Genomic DNA, 16,964 nt, shown 5'->3' on the forward strand with positions numbered 1-16,964 from the left:
TCCTCACAGCACTTGATGACATTTTCTCCAGAGCTTGCTAAGTCCCGCGCCAACGGTCCGGAACATAACAAAGCTGAATTCATGCCCGATCTTCTTATCGAACTGCGCTCCGAAGAAATCCCTGCCCGCATGCAGCGCAAGGCGGCCGGCGACTTAAAGAAGCTGGTGACCGACGCCCTGGTCGGGGCTGGCCTAACCTATGAGGGCGCGCGCGAATACTGGACGCCGCGCCGGCTGACGCTCGACATTCGCGGCCTGAATGCCCGCTCCGCCGATGTCCGCGAGGAGCGCAAGGGGCCGCGCACCGATGCCAACGAGAAGGCGATCGAAGGCTTCCTGCGCGCCGCGGGTCTCTCCTCGATCAGTGAAGCGCATGTTCACAGCGATCCGAAGAAGGGCGAATTTTACGTCGCTCACATCGTAAAGCCCGGCCGCGCGGCAGAAGACATCATTGCCGATGTGATGCCGGCAATCATCCGAGACTTCCCCTGGCCGAAATCGATGCGCTCCGGCGCCGCTTCCGCCAGGGCGGGCAGCCTGCGCTGGGTGCGCCCCCTGCAATCGATCATCTGCACCTTCGGCGCGGAAACCGAAGAGACGAAGGTGATCCCCTTCGAGGTCGACGGCATCGTCGCCGGCAATGTCACCTACGGCCACCGGTTCCATGCGCCGGAGGCGATCAGCGTTCGTCGCTTTGCCGATTATTCCGAGCAGCTCGAAAAGGCGAAGGTCGTGCTCGATGCCGAACGCCGCAGACAGATGATCTCAGCGGACGCCCACAACATCGCCTTCGCCAACGGCCTCGAACTGGTAGAGGACGAAGGGCTGCTTGAGGAAGTTGCAGGTCTGGTCGAGTGGCCGCGCGTGCTGATGGGAAGCTTCGACGAGAGCTATCTGGAAATCCCTTCCGAAATCATCCGCCTGACGATCAAGACCAACCAGAAATGCTTCGTCACGCGGCGGCCCGGGGCGGAAAAGCTTTCCAACAAGTTCATCCTCGTTGCCAATATCGAAGCGCGCGACGGTGGCCAGGAGATCATCCACGGCAACGGCAAGGTCGTGCGCGCCCGCCTCTCCGATGCGGCGCATTTCTGGAAGCGCGACCAGGGCGATCTGCCGGACCTCGAAACGCTGGAAGCGCCGGCGGCGAAGCTTGCGCTTGATCTTGAAAAGCCGCTCGACCAGCGCATGGCGAAGCTCGATGCGCTGAACGTCACCTTTCATGCCAAGCTCGGAACCCAGGGCGAGCGCGTCGCCCGCATCCGCGCCCTGGCTGCCGCACTTGCCAAGATCACCGGAGCCGATGCAGCGCTGGTCGATCGCGCAGCCGTTCTCGCCAAGGCGGATCTACGCACCGAAGCGGTCGGGGAATTCCCGGAGCTTCAGGGCATCATGGGCCACAAATATGCTGCCTTGCAGGGCGAGGATCAGGCCGTCTCCAACGCGATCGAAGACCATTACAAGCCTCAGGGTCCTTCGGACCGCGTGCCGACCGATCCGGTATCGGTCACCGTCGCGCTTGCGGACAAACTCGATACGCTCGTCGGCTTCTGGGCGATCGATGAAAAGCCGACCGGCTCGAAGGATCCTTACGCACTACGCCGCGCCGCGCTAGGCGTGATCCGGCTCGTGCTCGAAGGAAAGGCACGTCTCCCAATGCTGCCCTTCTTCGATGTCGCCCTTGCAGGGCTCAAGGCTCAGCGGCCCGACATTGCCGGCGAGATCGGCGGGGACCTCCTCGCCTTCTTCCATGACCGGCTGAAGGTCTATCTACGCGACCTCGGGGCGCGCTACGATCTGATTGACGCGGTGCTGACGCCTGAGGCCGACGACCTGTTGATGATCGCCCGCCGCGTCGAGGCGCTGACGGCCTTCATCACGGCGGAGGAGGGCAAGAACCTGCTTGCCGGCACCAAGCGCGCGACGCAGATCCTTGCGGCCGAGGAGAAGAAGGGCACCGAGGTGGCCGCGAGAGTGGACGAGAAGCTCTTCCGGCTCGACGCCGAGCGCACGCTGCACGCTTCGATTATGATCGCCTCCGACGACGCGCGCCAGGCGATCGTCAAGGAGGACTTCCGCTCGGCCATGGAGGCGCTCTCCAAATTGCGCGAGCCGGTCGATGTCTTCTTCGACGACGTGCTCGTCAACGACGAGAATGTAGCGATCCGCGCCAACCGTCTGGCGCTGTTGGGCCTGATCCGCACGGCGACCGGCGAGGTCGCGGATTTCTCGAAGATCGCGGGATGACGTCGACAAGCGACGGGAGCGATCCTAACTCCCGCCGTATGACGAGCGACAATGCGAGCGCGGGCGCAGGTGTCATCGAGCCTCCGGGCCACGAGCGGGGCGGTGATTGGATTGCCGTTGCCGACGATGCCATCCCGTTCGAGCGTATCGAGGCCTTCTTTTCGGGGCGTGCCTACGAGCCGCACCGGCACGATACCTATGCCATCGGCCAGACCTTGTCCGGCGTTCAGAGTTTCCATTATCGCGGTGCCGAGCGGGCAAGCCTTCCTACCACGACGATGGTGCTGCACCCCGACGAAGTGCATGACGGCCAAGCCGGTAGCGAGGATGGCTTTCACTATCGCATGATCTACATCGAGCCGGCAGCCATCCAGAGCGTTCTCGGTGGTCGGCCGCTGCCTTTCATCAAGGGCGGGATCTCCTGCGATCCACACCTCTTCGCCGCGGTTCGCGCCTTGCTTCCGGCGACGGATGCCCGGATCGAAATCCTGGAATTCGAGGACGGCCTTTTCGAACTCGCCCGTGCGCTTGAAGTCGCCGGCGGCGGACCCGCGAAGGCTGGCCGCACGCTCGACTACCGCGCCTGCGAGCAGGTGCGCCTTTACCTCCATGACCTGCCCGGAGGCACTGTGACACTTGAGAGCCTCGAAACCATCAGCGGCCGCGATCGCTGGGGCCTCAGCCGCGACTTCCGCCGGCTTTTCGGCACGAGCCCCTATCGCTATCTGGTGCAAAGGCGCCTTGAGACGGTCAAAGTCCATCTGCGGCGGGGCGTCCCAGTTGCACAGGCCGCGCTCGTCGCGGGCTTTGCCGACCAGGCGCATATGAGCCGCCACTTCAAGAAGGCCTTCGGCGTCACCCCCGGACGATGGCTGCGCGTGGCGGGCATGCCTTCGGCTGTCGAAGCGGACCGAGCCTGAAACGGCTCTCTTCCTGCACGATCGTTCAAGACCGGTCGCAAGGCTCCTGCTGTAATTCCTGTCGGAAACAGCCTGAGGAAACAGCGATGAAATCAAACAGACCCGCCTATGCCCCGATAAACTTCGCAGACAAGCTGGCGCAGTTCACCGATCGATGGCAGCCGCGCGTGATCGCAGAGCTCAACGACTATCAGTTCAAGATCGTCCGCATTGAAGGCGACTTCATCTGGCACGATCACCCCGAGACGGACGAGGCCTTCATCGTGCTGGAGGGCGTCCTCCGCATCGATTTTCGTGATGGCGCGGTGACGCTCGGTCCGGGCGAAATGTACATCGTGCCGAAGGGCGTCGAACACAAACCCTTTGCAGCAAGCGAAGTGACGATGTTGCTCATCGAACCGCGTGGGACGCTGAACACCGGGGAGGTGGGCGGTGAGCGCACGACAGCGAATGATATCTGGATCTGACAGGGTTGACGTCCAGGTTCGGCGATCTCGCGCCCCTCCTTCAGCGGGTCATGCAGCTGGTTTCATTGCCGCGGTATTTCTGACGGAATGAATCTTCTGTTGAAGAAGTCGGCGGTGGCCGTCTATGACGGACAGCATGATCGCAAGAATTCTCGTCAGTGCCTGTCTCATGGGGCATGCGGTGCGCTACGACGGCGTAGCGAAGCCGCTCCTTCATCCGGCCATCGAACGCTGGCGCGGTGAGGGGCGGCTTGTGGTCCTCTGTCCCGAAATGTCGGCAGGCATGCCGGTGCCGCGCCCGCCGGCGGAAATCGAGCCCGGCAGGACCGCTGGCGCAGTGCTTTCCGGCGATGCTCGCGTCCTCGAAAAGACCGGCGGGGATGTGACGGCCGCGTTTCGCGAGGCGGCTGAAAACGCGCTTGCTCTTGCGCGTCGGACGAATTGCCGCTTTGCGCTGCTTATCGATGGCAGCCCATCCTGCGGCTCAAGCTTCGTCCATGACGGGGGCTTCAGGGGCGCTCGGGTTTCCGGGGCGGGGGTGACGGCGGCGCTGCTCCGCGCGAACCGCATAGAGGTCTTTTCCGATCGGCAGATCGGCGAGTTGGCGGCGCGGATCGAGGAATTCGGTTCCTGACAAAAGATTACGCCCCTGCTTCTCTCAGGGGCGCAACCTTTTCGCCATTGCAGCGAAACGCCCGTCGGCCCTTGAACCTGGCCGATGGGGCAGGGAACTCAGTTTATATGGGTTCAATCTAGCCGAAGTGCGAAAGCGGACGGATCAAATTCTCGTGAAGTGCCCGCCATGGCCGCGCTCACCGGCTCGGTCCGCGTTGGGGTGCCGACCGCAGAGGTCTTCGTCGTCACGTCGATCGTCGCGGCGGGTGGTGTGGACGGGCTCGTTGAGGCATATGCCTGTTTCGTTTGATCCGCTTCGAGTGCCGCGGCCCTGATCGCTTCCTCCGACGCTTTGCTGACGAAGATCACCGGCGAGCCGCCGAGCCAGGCCTCCGTGCGGACCGACTTGAACTCCCCATGGATTTCCTTGAGCTCAACCCGGTCCGTTCCGGGCGCGAGCTCGGGCACGAGATAGGAGCTCTTCTTCTTCGGCTGTAGCGGAGGGCACTCGGCACAGGAGATCGTCGCGACGCTGGAATTAATGGCCTCGCCGGAGACCACGTCTTCGATCGAGGATGCTGCCGCTGTGCCGGCGGCGAAAAGGAGGGCGGCGGTGATCAGCAGGGAACGCATCGGTCTCTCCTCGCTAGCTCACGTGATCCAGGGTCTGCTTCAGATCATCGTGGTCGTTTCCGGCAGCTGGAGCGGGACGGGCGGGCAAACCGTGTATAGCTCTTCCCTCGCTTCAGTTCGGGGGAGAATATGAGCTTTCCCTTACCTTCTCGTCAGGAGAATTGGTAAAAATTGAATGATGCGGCCGAAATTCCGCCGTTCACGTCGTCTCGCGTTCGACCGCGCGCCAACCGATGTCGGCACGACAGAAGCCATTCTCCCACGAAACGCCCTTCAGCGCGGCGTAGGCGGCATTCTTGGCTTCGCCGACGGTCCGCCCCATGGCCGTGACATTCAGGACCCGGCCGCCGGTGGCGACCAGCCGCCCGTCCTGCATCGCTGTTCCGGCATGAAACACCTTGGTCCTGGCAGACGCCTCCGGCAGCGAGTCGATCGGCGTGTTTTTCTCGTAGGTTCCGGGATAGCCGCGTGAGGCAATGACGACCGTCAGCGCCGCCTCATCGCGCCATTCGGCCTTCAGGCCGTCGAGCGCGCCCGTTGCTGCTGCGTAGAGCAGCGGCAGGAGGTCGCTCGTCAGGCGCATCATCAGGACCTGGCATTCCGGATCGCCGAAGCGGACATTGTATTCGATGAGTTCCGGTCCCTTCTCGGTGATCATCAGGCCGGCGAAGAAGACGCCGGTGAACGGGTGCCCGCTCTCGGCCATGCCGCGCACCGTCGGCTCGATGATCTCCTTCATCGTCCGTTCGACCATTTCCTGAGTCATTACCGGGGCCGGCGAATAGGCACCCATCCCGCCGGTGTTCGGTCCCGTATCGCCGTCGCCAACGCGCTTGTGATCCTGCGCAGAGCCGAGTGGCAGCACCGTCTCGCCGTCGCAGAGGCAAAAAAAGCTTGCCTCTTCGCCGTCGAGATAGGCTTCGACCACCACTTCCGCACCGGCAGACCCGAAGGCACCCGCAAAGCAGTCGTCGATGGCAGCAAGCGCCTCCTCGAGCGTCATCGCGACGGTCACGCCCTTGCCGGCGGCAAGCCCGTCGGCCTTGATGACGATCGGTGCGCCCTGTTCGCGGATATAGGCCTTGGCCGGTTCGGCTGCGGTGAACCGCTTATAGGCGCCGGTCGGAATTCCGTATCTGGCGCAAAGGTCCTTGGTGAAGCCCTTGGAGCCTTCGAGCTGGGCAGCGGCGGCCGATGGGCCGAATACGGGAATGTTTGCGGCGCGAAGCACGTCTGCAAGGCCGGCGACCAGGGGCGCCTCGGGGCCGACGACGACAAAGTCGATCGCCCGTTCGCGGCAGAAGTCGAGAACGGCCGAATGGTTCTCGGTATCGAGTCCGACGATCGTTGCTTCTTCGGCGATGCCCGGATTGCCCGGCGCGGCATAGAGCGCGGTGAGCTTCGGCGATTGCGCGATCTTCCACGCTAGCGCATGTTCACGTCCGCCCGACCCGATCAGAAGAACCTTCATCGCCAACCCCGCCATCTGCTCGTCGATGCGCTGCGGTTAGGACGGCAAATGGGGCCAGGTCAAGGAAAAAGCGGTGCGGATATGTGATTCCCGCACTATGCCGTGTTCAAGCCTCGCTCGCCGCGACCGGAAAATCGCGGAAACGTTTGGCGGCGAGGGTCGGTGCATGCCGCGCCGTTCTGGTCAGGCCCCAGATCGCCAGATCGTCGAGGGCGAGGGGCTTGCTGATGAGATATCCCTGGAAACGGTCGCAGCCGGCCGCCGTCAGCATTGCGAGCTTTTCCGGTGTGTCGACGCCTTCACCGACCACCGCCATGTCTTTCGCATGGCAAAGCGCCACGACCGCCTTTAATACGGGGAGCGCGTGCGACGCGGTGAGATCCGCAACCAGCGCCCGGTCGAGCTTGATCGTGTCGGCGGCATAGTCGATGATCTGCTGGACGGACGTATAGCCGGCGCCGAAATCATCGATCGAAAGGCGAAAGCCCTTCCGCCGAAGCTCCTCGATGTTTTCCCGCAACTGATCGCTGATTTTGACGGCGAAAGTCTCGGTCAGCTCGATATCGATCGATTGCGGACCGAGCCCGTGGCGCTCCAGGCACTCTGAGAAATAGTCGTTGATCGCGCTCGAATGCAGTTCCGCCGAGGAGATGTTGATCGCCACCACCGTGTCGGGCCCAAAGAACGCCTTCAACTGGTGGCAATCGGCCATGGCTTTGTCGATGACCCACCAGTCGATCTTTGAAAAGAGACCGGAGCTTTCCGCTATCGGCACGAACTCGTCCGGCGTCACATTGCCGAGAACCGGGGAATGCCAGCGCAACAGCGCTTCGCAGCCGGTGACCTGACCTTGGGTGTTCACGATCGGCATGTAGACGAGGTGAAACTGCTCGTTCGGGTCGATGGCGCGCAACTCCTCCTGGATCTGGCGCTGCCTGGTGCGCTTGTCATGAATCGCACGGGAGAACCGGGCAGACCGGTTCTTGCCGCCGGTCTTTGCCTGATACATGGCGGCGTCGGCATTGGATATCAGTTCGGCGACCGTGATTGCGTCACCCGGGCATATGGCGACGCCGATGCTCGCCGTGACCGGATAGCGCTTGTCCGAGACTTCGAAACCGCCATCGAAGAGCGCGAGGATGGCGGAAGACATCTCGCGTACGGTGCCGTCCCCCGGTTGCGAACGGGCAAGCACCGCGAATTCGTCGCCCGAGAGGCGAGCAATGATGGCCGGCGCTTGGCCCCTCCTTCGGCTGATGGTCTCGACGCAGCCGGTGATGCGCGTGGCGAGTGTCTTCAGCAGGTCGTCGCCGACTTCGTGGCCATATTTGTCGTTGACGAACTTGAAGTTGTCGATGTCGATGAACAGCAGGCTGCACTTGCCGCCGGAGGTCAGGACGTCATCGACGACGCCGGCGGCAAGCGTATTGAAGCGGCCGCGATTGGCGATTCCTGTGAGCGTATCGGTCCAGGACTTCTGCTGCGCGAGCCGCAGCGAATTGAGGGACTGGCGGTGAAGCTCGCGGATGTTCTGCGTCAGGCGCCCGATTTCGCCCACGGTGCCCGCACCTGCGATTTCGTCGTGCTCGCCGGTCATGACCGCCGTCACATTGGCATCGAGCCTTGCGATCGGACCGGTGATGAAGCGCCTGATCAGGAGGACGATCAGGCAGATGGATATCAGGCTCATGGCAAGCGCGCCGAAGGCAAGCTGCATCTTCTGCTGCAGCATCTGCGCGTCGAAGTGAGAGTCCGGCACGGCGATCGTCGCGTATAGCTGTGGTCCGAGAGGCACACTCGCCGAAAGCGCGTCCGTGACGGCGAGCGGCCATGGCTGGAGGACGATGTCGGCGCCATACTCCTTCTTCAGGGCGGCCTGCATCTGCAGAAAGCGATCGGGCAGTATGGCTATCTGCATCAGCAGCGCGTTTGATTTGTTGCTCGGCATCGGGCGGCGGAAGGTGACCGGATCGACGAAGAGGGAGTAAACGATCCGCGGCCGCTCGCCAGTGGGCTCGAGATAGGTCAGGTCGCTCAGCCGCTTGCTGGCAACCAACTTTCTTGCAAGAGCACTTTGGGGCCTGTCGATCTGGGCAAAGGGATCCCAGCTGTTTTCAAAATAGTATCGGACTTCTCCCTGCGCATCGAGGATAGCGAATGAGAGATACGCGATCGGATCGTCCGACAGTGATCTTATGCTCTCCTGCAGGCGCACGCCGAGCGCGGCTACGCGGTAGCGCTCGTCCGTCTCTGCCACGTACTGGCGTAGCGCATTGCCGTTCAGCAGCGCATTGAGAAAACCTTCGCTGCGCTGGATTTCGTTCTGGAAGACGGCGGCTGCGTGTTCCAGGCGCTGCGAAAGCTTCGCCTGTTCCAATGCGCGAATTGATCGCTTTTCGGCGTAGTGAGCCGAGAGAGCCGCGAGAAAGTAGCCGGCAAGCACTACGGGAAAGATCAGAAAGAGCGCGCGCTTGCTGAGTGTCACTGGAAGTTTGCCAATGTGCTGATGATGCGCCGGCGCGCCTGGACGGAATTGACCGAAAGTTCTTGCTGGTACTGACTTCTCGTCAGCACCTCCTCCGGCGGGTAGATTTCCGGATTGGAGCGTACGGACTCAGGCAGGAGCTTCTGTGCTGCACTGCTCGGGGTAGGCATGTTCAGCGACAGCGCATTGGCGGCTGCGACCTCGGGCGAGCCGACATATCTGAGGAACTCCAGAGCCCGTTGCTTGTGGGGAGAGGCGGCGGTAACCGAAACGCAGTCGAGCCAGGAGAGCGTTCCTTCTAAGGGAACGGCGTAGCGCCACAGACCGGACTCGCCGATCTTCTCGTTGAGGACGTGCTGATCGCCGCTGTAGCCGAGCGCCATATGGATATCTTGGCCGATTGTGGGGCTCTGAATGGCGGTGATGACATAGTCGTAGGTCAGAACGGACGGCGCCTGGGCCTTCAGTAATTCGAAGGCGGCCTTCAGGGTCTCGGTGTCGTTGGCATTGATGGAAGCGCCGAGCAGTACCAGCGGCGGCACGAAGAGTTCGCTATAGTCGTCGAACATCGCGACGTGCTTCTTGAGGGCGGGCGCCGGACGCATCATGTCCTGCCAGGACGTAGGCGGCGGCTCGATGACGTCGGCACGATAGAGAATCCCGACCGTGCCCCACAGATAGGGAAGGCCATAGCCTGCGCAGCGCTTGCGCCACTCGGGCGCATAGTCCGCGAGCGCCGGCAGATTGCTGTCGGAGAGGGGTTCGAGGACACCCTTCTTGCCGAAGAGCGAAGCGCCATGCTCATCGACCGTGACCAGGTCGATGTGATTGGTCGGGTCGGCGAGGATCACGTCGCGGGCGTCGTCGCTGTCGAAATTGATCTGGTGAATCGAAACGCCGGTCTCCTGCGTCCAGCGATCGATGAGGTCCTGGTCAATATAGTCTTCCCAGATCAAAAGGTTCAGTGTCTCGGCATGGCACGCGGACGCGCCGACAAGCGCTGCCAGTAACACGGAAATTGCGGCACGCCCTTTCATCCTCAGCCCCCGCTCGATGCCCATGGGCCGATTTTATGGGGGAATAATTGAGGAATACTTACGGAAAGGCACCGTCGCGGCAGTCGGAAAGTCGCGGGACTTCACCTTGCCTTCATCGCCGCGTCAAGCGCTTGACCGCCGGCCTTTGCGGCGCCAAACAGAAAGCATGAGCACCTCGCCCGTCGATTCCGGCCGCGTGCATGACGCGCCATCCACCAATTGGGTCTATCGTGCGCTGCCGCGCGCGCTCTGGCCCTATGCACAACTTGCCCGCTGGGACAGGCCGATCGGCTGGCAATTGCTGATGTGGCCATGCCTCTGGTCCACGGCTCTGGCCGCCGGCACGGCCGCGAGCCTCGGCGGCTTTTCTCCGGCCCGCTTCCTTCTCCATGTTTTTCTTTTCGTCGCCGGGGCAATCGCCATGCGTGGCGCCGGCTGCACTTATAACGATCTCGTCGACCATGATATCGACATGGAGGTGGCGCGCACGCGCTCGCGCCCGCTGCCGTCCGGCCGCGTCACGCGCGCCCAGGCCAAGGCCTTCATGATCCTGCAGGCGCTGGCGGGCTTCGTCATCCTGCTGCAGTTCAATGGCTTCACCATCTTCCTGGGCATTCTCTCGCTGGTGCTGGTCGCCATCTATCCCTTCGCCAAGCGGTTCACGGACTGGCCGCAACTTTTCCTCGGTCTTGCCTTCTCATGGGGAGCGATCATGGGCTGGGCGGCGGAATTCGGTACCCTCTCGGTTGCGGCCGTGATCCTCTACGCGGCGGCCATCGCCTGGACCATCGGCTACGACACGATCTACGCCTATCAGGACCGCGAGGATGACGAACTGATAGGCGTCCGCTCCACGGCGCGCCGCTTCGGCGAGAACCCAGGGCCGTGGCTGATCGGGCTCTATGGAATGGCCGTCCTCCTGATGTTCTTCGCGTTTCTCGCAGCGGGCGCCGGCTTTTTCGCCTATATTGGGCTTGTGATTGCGGCGGTCGTACTCGCCTATCAGATCCTGGTGCTGAATATCCACGATCCGCTGCAATGCCTGGCGCTGTTCAAATTCAACGGCACAGTCGGCCTCATCGTATTCGCGGGGCTAGTTCTGGCGCTTCTCGTGCGCCTTTTATGAAGAAGCCTCCGGGTTCACCGGATGCGATTCAAGCCCAACTCAATTCAGTATCGGCCCGCCGCCGCCTTTCAGCGAGTCGAGCGCGGATGATGGCGCGGATAGCGGCGAAAGTAGTCAGCAGCGGTCTGCGCATCGGCGTCTCCTTCTTCTATGTCCTGCCGCGGCTTATGACAAGAAGAACGCATTTGCGCTGTTTCGCGGGTAACACTCTGCTCTTGAGGATCGCGCGGCGGTCTGCCGGCGTCGCGCGGCCCATGCAAGAGAGCCGACCATTTGTTGATGGCCGGCTCCCATTACGAGAAGGGATTTGTAAGGGGACTTGTCAGGTCAGCGACGGGCGATGATTTCGCGGCCGTTGATCTTCATGTGCACGCCAAGCTGGCCGGTGGAGCGGCGCACGAGGAAGCGAGGTCGGCGCTCGGCGAAGAAGGCGTGGCGCCGGCGCGGTTTCGCCGGTGCGGTGCGCACGTCGCCGAGATGTTCCTCGAGGGATCGTGCCACCCCGTCCGCTTCGATCATCAGCATCGGGATTCGATAGGCCTCCGCCCAGGCACGCCAATCGGCTGCAATGTCGGACAGATCATGGGCCACGAGCAGCGGGATGCAAAGATCCGGATCGTCGTGATGGAGCTCTAGCGTCACTGTAACCTCTCCGTTCCCGTGGTCGATGGCCCGCGCCGCCACGCCCCTGAAGGCCCGGGCGGGCAAAGCGATTGAAAGCGGAAGTCCGCTGGATGGTAACACCTTGCGCAGCACAGCGCCACGCTGGTCGAGGCTGATGCTGACATTGCCCACATCGCCATGCAAGATATAGCTTGCCTGCTGCGGGAAACGCTTCGGATCGAGTCGCAGCGTGTTTTCAACCCACGCCGGTTGAGAGAGTGTATTGCCCATTTCCATCGCCCTTGTTTTCCTTGAGAGCCGGGATGCCGGTCTTCTCGTCGGGACTTTTCGTCCTCTATGGGCGGGAGGATAGGCGCGGCCGCTTCCGGGCGGCTTAAGAATTGCGGTTAAAAAAACTTTGCGTTGCCCGATGGTTAGCAAAAGCCGAGCCTGCAGGGTTTCTCCTCCGTAAACGGAAACTACGGCATTTTTTGCGTCAGCGCCGCAATGGGCCGAACAGCTTCGCGCAAGGGTGTTGCGTCACCTTGAGGCCGTTTGATGATCGGAGACGGGCGCGCGTCGGCCGTCTGGTGGAGCGGCCCTCGCATGGTTTCGACTTATCTCGACTATAATCTCATTGCGCGGGACATGACGCTCAGCCTCAAGCGTGTTTCGGAGCAAACCCTCGTCGCCCGCGATACGCAATACTTCAAAGAAAACATCGGCAATGTGACTTCGGTCGATGAGTTCCTGGACGATTTTCGTCTCTATTCTTACGCAATGGCGGCGTTTGGGCTGGGGGAGATGATCGATTCGGTCGCCTTCATGCGCAAGGTGCTGGAAAGTGACCTCTCCGACGAAAACAGTTTCGCCAACAAGCTGACGGATGAGCGCTATCGTGAATTCGCAATGGCGTACAGCTTCAGTAGCGGGACCGCCGTCTCGCAGACCGAGGCGCAACTCGACGAACTCATCGGATTGTACAACACGAGCATCGCCAATCTCGGGGAGACCCAGAAGGAGGAGACCCGCTACTACAACGTCATGATCGACAAGGTCACCAGCGTCGATCAGTTGTTGAACAACGACCGCCTGCGCGCCTACGTGTTCACCGCCTTCGGGATCGATGAGAGCACCTATTCGCGACAGACGATTCGTGGCGTGCTTTCCAGCAGTGCGGACGATGCGGACAGCTACGAGAATACCGTGATTGCGCCCCAGCTCTCCAGCCTCGAAACGGCGAAGGCAAAGGCGCAGGCGGAACTTTCGGCGGGGGGGCTTACCGACGACGAGCGAGTACGGCTCCAGCGTAAGATAACGACCTACACGAATTCCATCGCCACGCTTAACAACTACCTCGACCTCGCTGCGGCTTTCGATTTTGGCTCTGACGGAGCCGCGACGGCAGGCGCCGCGCAGACGGCCGAAAACAAGCTCGCCACCAACGATCTCTATATTTCCAGCAACTCCCGCGTCACGCCGCAGGCGGCCCTTTTGAACAAGGCCTATTTCGAGGAGCAGATCGCCAGCATCACGACCGTCGATGAGCTCGTCGCCGATACGCGCCTTTACAACTACATCAGAACGGCCTTCGACCTTACCGGCGTCGCGATCGTTCCTGCGACCATCAAAAACATTCTCACGAGCGATCCGGATGATCCGGATAGTTACGTCAATACGATCGGCGGCGGCGACGAGAACTACATAGCACTCGCCAACGCCTTCAATTTCCAGGAGGACGGGACACTCGCTGCCGGGGACACGGCCCAGGCTGCGGCACAAACGAGACTTACCTCCAATCGCTACATGACGCGATATAACGACAAGGATGAGGAGGCGGACGAGAAGGCGATCAGCGCTTACGAAATCGCCGTTTCCGACCTGACGTCCGTCGACGACTTCGTCGGCACCGCTTCAATCTACGAATTCGCGCTGACAGCAGTCGGGCTGGATCCCGATGCCGAAAGCGCGCGGACGATCAAGCGGGTGCTGACCAGCGACCTGACCGATCCGAAAAGTTTCGTTTATACGCTCAAGGACGAGCGCTACCTGACGCTTGCCCAACTGTTCAACTTTACGACAGAGGGTGAAATCGGCGTTCCTGCACTCGCCCAATCCGAGACGCAAATCCAGGAGACCGCGAAGAGCTACATCGTCAACAAGTCCCGTTTTGGATCGGAGGACGACAAGGCGGCGGCAGAGGACGAGAGCGATTATTACACGGCCGAGGTTCCCAAGCTTGCCTCGCTCGATGAATTCCTGGCGGATTCCCGTCTGGTGAGCTTCGCGCTCGAAGCCAATGGGATCAACCCGGAAAGCGTGACCCCCGACGTGCTTCGCCAGATCTTCACTTCCGATCTCGACGACCCGGAAAGCGTCATCAATCAGCAGGAAAATTCCGCCGCCTATGTCTCGCTGGTGACCTCCTTCAACTTCGACAGCGAAGGAAACCTGCTGCGCGAGCAGAAGGACGCCATTGTCACCCGCCAGGGATTCTACGAAACGCTCGACCATTATCTGCACCAGATGCTGGAGGAGCAGGCGGGCGAGGAAAACGAGGGCGTCCGCCTTGCGCTGTATTTCGAACGGATGGCGGGGTCATTGGTCGACGCCTATGACCTGCTGGCCGATGATGCGCTGGCCGAGGTGTTCCGGACTATTTTCAGCCTGCCAGACGAGTTCAGTTCCATGGACATCGACCAGCAGGCGAAGTTCGTCGACAAGAATCTCGATCTCGAAATACTGAGCGACCCGGTTGAGCTCAAGAAGCTTCTCGCACGATTTGCCGTGCTCTACGATCTGGAGAATAACACGGCAGTCGATCCGGTCGTGTCGATCCTATCGAGCAGCGGCACCGTCGGGATCAGTGCCGATACGCTTCTTACGTTGTCGCAGCTTCGGGTGGGTGGTTAGGCGCAAGGCGCGCCCGGCTCAATCGGCCCGCAGCACCTTGTCAGGGTTCATGATTCCGGCCGGATCGAAAGCATGTTTGATCCGACGCATCAGCTCGATCTCGATCGGGGAGCGGACCGCGGCGAGTTCGTCGCGCTTCAGCTGGCCGATGCCGTGTTCGGCCGAAATCGAGCCGTCATATTTCAGCACTACGGCATGCACGATTGCGTTCATCTCGCGCCAGCGGTCGAGAAAGACCGACTTGTCCGCGCCGACCGGCTGGGAGATGTTGTAGTGGATGTTGCCGTCGCCCATATGGCCGAAGGCGCAGATGCGCGCGCCGGGTATTGCCTTCAGGACGGCCGCGTCGGCCTCCGCCATGAAGGCTGGGATGCTCGATACCGGCACGGAAACGTCATGCTTGATCGAGCCGCCTTCGGGCTTCTGCGCCGGCGATATGCTCTCGCGCATGTGCCATAGCGCCTCGCTCTGCGCTTCGCTTTGGGCGACGACGGCATTCTCGATGAGCCCGTCCCTGATGCCGGCTTCCAGCAGGCTCTGCACCATCCGATCTGCGCTTTCGGCGGAATCGAAGGTGGAGACGTCGACCAGCGCATACCAGGAGTGGATTGAGTCCAACGGGTCCCGCACGCCTGGTATATGGCGCGTGGTGAATTCTATGCCGAGCCTCGGCATCAGTTCGAAGCCGGTGAGCGCAGGACCGCAGAGGCTTGATGCCAGGTCGAAAAGCGCAAGCGCATTCTCGACGCTCGCCAGTCCGGCAAAAGCCACCTGTCGGCCGCGCGGCTTCGGAAAAAGCCTCAGGACGGCGCCGGTGATCACGCCGAGCGTTCCTTCCGCGCCGATGAAGAGGTCGCGCAGGTCGTAGCCCGTATTGTCCTTCTTGAGCCGTCGCAGACCCTCCCACACCTCGCCGGTCGGAAGCACCACCTCGAGTCCGAGGCAAAGCTGGCGCATATTGCCGTAGGCGAGCACCGCCGTGCCACCGGCATTGGTGGAGAGATTGCCGCCGATCCGTGCCGAGCCCTCTGACCCGAGCGAAAGGGGAAAGAGCCGATCGACGTCGTCGGCGGCCCCCTGGATATCCGCAAGGATGCAGCCTGCGTCGGCGACGATGACATTGCCCACCGGATCGATCTCGCGGATCCGGTTCAACCGTTCGAGTGAAAGAATGACGTCCGCCTTGCCTTCGCGCGGAACGCCGCCCGCGACATGTCCCGTATTGCCGCCCTGCGGCACGATCGCCGTCAGGGTGTCAGTTGCGAGTCGCAGGATGCGCGACACCTCGTCGACGGAACCGGGCTTCAGCACGAGCGGCGTGGTGCCGCGATAGAGCCCGCGCGATTCGACCAGATAGGGCGCAATCTCGCCGGCACCCGTCACGGCATAGTCGGCGCCGACGATGTCGATGAAGGAGGCGATCAGTTCGGGAGAAGGTATTACGCTCGTCATGACCCTACCTTGACGGTCAATCCCTCGGCGCGGCCGCCCGCTGCAGGCGGTCGATGATGGCTTCGCCTAAGCCTTCATTCGGGACTGTTCCGAAGGCGATGGTGCGGGCACCGCTCGCATCCGCCTTCTTCATATAATCGAAAAGATTGGCGGCCGCCTCGCGGAGATTGCCGCCCGGGCTCAGGTCGAGCACCATAGCCGCCTCGCTCTCGCCGGGGAGCGGGCTGCCGCCGAAACGAATGAGCGCTTCTCCCTTGCGAACGTCCGTTGCATCGAGCCGCACCACGGCGCCCGGTGCATAATGCGAGGTCAGCATGCCCGGCGCCTCGATCGTCGCACCTGCGGTTTCGGGGCGCTCCACCACGAGGCCGGTCAGCGCCTCGACCTCCGCGGCATCGAGCCCGCCCGGCCGCAGCAGCCGGAGCGTCTCGCCTTCGACCTTGATGATCGTCGACTCCAGGCCGATCTCGGCCGGGCCCGCATCGAGGATCAGTTTCAGCTTCGATCCGAGATCCGCCTGCACGTGGGCCGCGCTGGTCGGGCTGATCCTGCCCGAGGTGTTGGCGCTCGGCGCCGCCAGCGGCCGCCCGAACTGCGCGATCACGCGGCGCGAGAAGCCCTCGGGCATGCGCAGGCCGAGCGTGTCGAGACCTGCGGAAGCGAGCGCATGCACGCTCCTTTCCGACCGCTGCGGCAGGATCAGCGTCAGCGGACCTGGCCAGAAGGCTTCCGCCAGTTGCCGCGAAACTGCATCGAAGGCCACATGCTCCTCAGCCATCGCCAGGTCCGAGACGTGGCAGATGAGCGGATTGAAACGGGGCCGGCCCTTGATCTCATAGATCCGGCCGATCGCCTCTGCATTCGTCGCATCCGCCGCGAGGCCGTAGACAGTCTCTGTCGGGATCGCGACCGGTTCGCCGGCGGAAAGCACCGCGCAGGCCGTGTCGATCGCCCGGTCGGGTTCGCTGCGCGTATCGATGATTTCGGCCATGGCG

General features: G+C 62.2%; 13 protein-coding genes. 6 read left to right on the forward strand and 7 right to left on the reverse strand.

All coding sequences use genetic code 11. The annotated features are described in order from the left end of the window. The first annotated feature begins 81 nt into the window (after nt 1-81). From glyS to AC4P1R_RS02240, 4 genes are all read left to right on the forward strand, one after another. Nucleotides 82-2,247, forward strand: a complete 2,166-nt coding sequence (gene glyS, locus AC4P1R_RS02225) for a glycine--tRNA ligase subunit beta (RefSeq protein WP_069460359.1) — start codon at nt 82-84, stop codon at nt 2,245-2,247. Then, a complete protein-coding gene (locus AC4P1R_RS02230) occupies nt 2,244-3,167 on the forward strand; it encodes an AraC family transcriptional regulator (RefSeq protein WP_246231764.1) in 924 nt (307 codons plus the stop codon). Before glyS ends, AC4P1R_RS02230 begins: the two co-directional genes overlap by 4 nt. A gap of 86 nt (nt 3,168-3,253) precedes the next feature. Further along, nucleotides 3,254-3,634 carry a cupin domain-containing protein gene (locus AC4P1R_RS02235; RefSeq protein WP_069460360.1) on the forward strand — a complete coding sequence of 127 codons (381 nt, stop codon included), beginning with the start codon at nt 3,254-3,256 and terminating at the stop codon, nt 3,632-3,634. A 136-nt stretch (nt 3,635-3,770) separates the two neighbouring features. Beyond that, nucleotides 3,771-4,268, forward strand: coding sequence for a 2-thiouracil desulfurase family protein (locus tag AC4P1R_RS02240; protein WP_069460811.1), 498 nt, complete (start codon nt 3,771-3,773; stop codon nt 4,266-4,268). Between the two features lie 113 nt (nt 4,269-4,381). Here the strand turns inward: AC4P1R_RS02240 and AC4P1R_RS02245 are convergent, their stop codons facing one another. From AC4P1R_RS02245 to AC4P1R_RS02260, 4 genes are all read right to left on the reverse strand, one after another. Beyond that, a complete protein-coding gene (locus AC4P1R_RS02245) occupies nt 4,382-4,882 on the reverse strand; it encodes a plant virulence effector HPE1-like domain-containing protein (RefSeq protein WP_069460361.1) in 501 nt (166 codons plus the stop codon). 199 nt (nt 4,883-5,081) lie between these two features. After that, nucleotides 5,082-6,353 carry a phosphoribosylamine--glycine ligase gene (gene purD / locus AC4P1R_RS02250; protein ID WP_069460362.1) on the reverse strand — a complete coding sequence of 424 codons (1,272 nt, stop codon included), beginning with the start codon at nt 6,351-6,353 and terminating at the stop codon, nt 5,082-5,084. A 106-nt stretch (nt 6,354-6,459) separates the two neighbouring features. Then, the gene (locus AC4P1R_RS02255) at nt 6,460-8,838 is read right to left on the reverse strand and encodes a putative bifunctional diguanylate cyclase/phosphodiesterase (RefSeq protein WP_069460363.1); all 2,379 of its coding nucleotides are present in this window, start codon (nt 8,836-8,838) and stop codon (nt 6,460-6,462) included. After that, nucleotides 8,835-9,875 carry a polyamine ABC transporter substrate-binding protein gene (locus AC4P1R_RS02260; protein WP_069460812.1) on the reverse strand — a complete coding sequence of 347 codons (1,041 nt, stop codon included), beginning with the start codon at nt 9,873-9,875 and terminating at the stop codon, nt 8,835-8,837. The genes AC4P1R_RS02255 and AC4P1R_RS02260 overlap by 4 nt, the downstream gene beginning before the upstream one ends. Before the next feature lie 166 nt (nt 9,876-10,041). On the opposite strand from AC4P1R_RS02260, the gene ubiA reads away from it, so the two are divergent. After that, a complete protein-coding gene (gene ubiA / locus AC4P1R_RS02265; protein WP_069460364.1) occupies nt 10,042-11,001 on the forward strand; it encodes a 4-hydroxybenzoate octaprenyltransferase in 960 nt (319 codons plus the stop codon). Between the two features lie 327 nt (nt 11,002-11,328). On the opposite strand, the gene AC4P1R_RS02270 is transcribed toward ubiA, so the two are convergent. Next, a complete protein-coding gene (locus AC4P1R_RS02270; protein WP_083265436.1) occupies nt 11,329-11,895 on the reverse strand; it encodes a DUF6101 family protein in 567 nt (188 codons plus the stop codon). Between the two features lie 315 nt (nt 11,896-12,210). Here AC4P1R_RS02270 and AC4P1R_RS02275 point away from each other — a divergent pair, with 315 nt between their 5' ends. Next, nucleotides 12,211-14,517 carry a DUF1217 domain-containing protein gene (locus AC4P1R_RS02275; RefSeq protein ID WP_492177371.1) on the forward strand — a complete coding sequence of 769 codons (2,307 nt, stop codon included), beginning with the start codon at nt 12,211-12,213 and terminating at the stop codon, nt 14,515-14,517. A gap of 18 nt (nt 14,518-14,535) precedes the next feature. Here the strand turns inward: AC4P1R_RS02275 and AC4P1R_RS02280 are convergent, their stop codons facing one another. Both AC4P1R_RS02280 and AC4P1R_RS02285 read right to left on the reverse strand, forming a co-directional pair. Further along, the gene (locus AC4P1R_RS02280) at nt 14,536-15,969 is read right to left on the reverse strand and encodes an FAD-binding oxidoreductase (protein ID WP_069460367.1); all 1,434 of its coding nucleotides are present in this window, start codon (nt 15,967-15,969) and stop codon (nt 14,536-14,538) included. Nucleotides 15,970-15,985: 16 nt separating this feature from the next. Beyond that, nucleotides 15,986-16,960, reverse strand: coding sequence for an L-threonylcarbamoyladenylate synthase (locus AC4P1R_RS02285; RefSeq protein ID WP_069460368.1), 975 nt, complete (start codon nt 16,958-16,960; stop codon nt 15,986-15,988). Nucleotides 16,961-16,964 lie beyond the last annotated feature (4 nt).

It is taken from the genome of Sinorhizobium sp. Y406 (genome assembly GCF_058732025.1).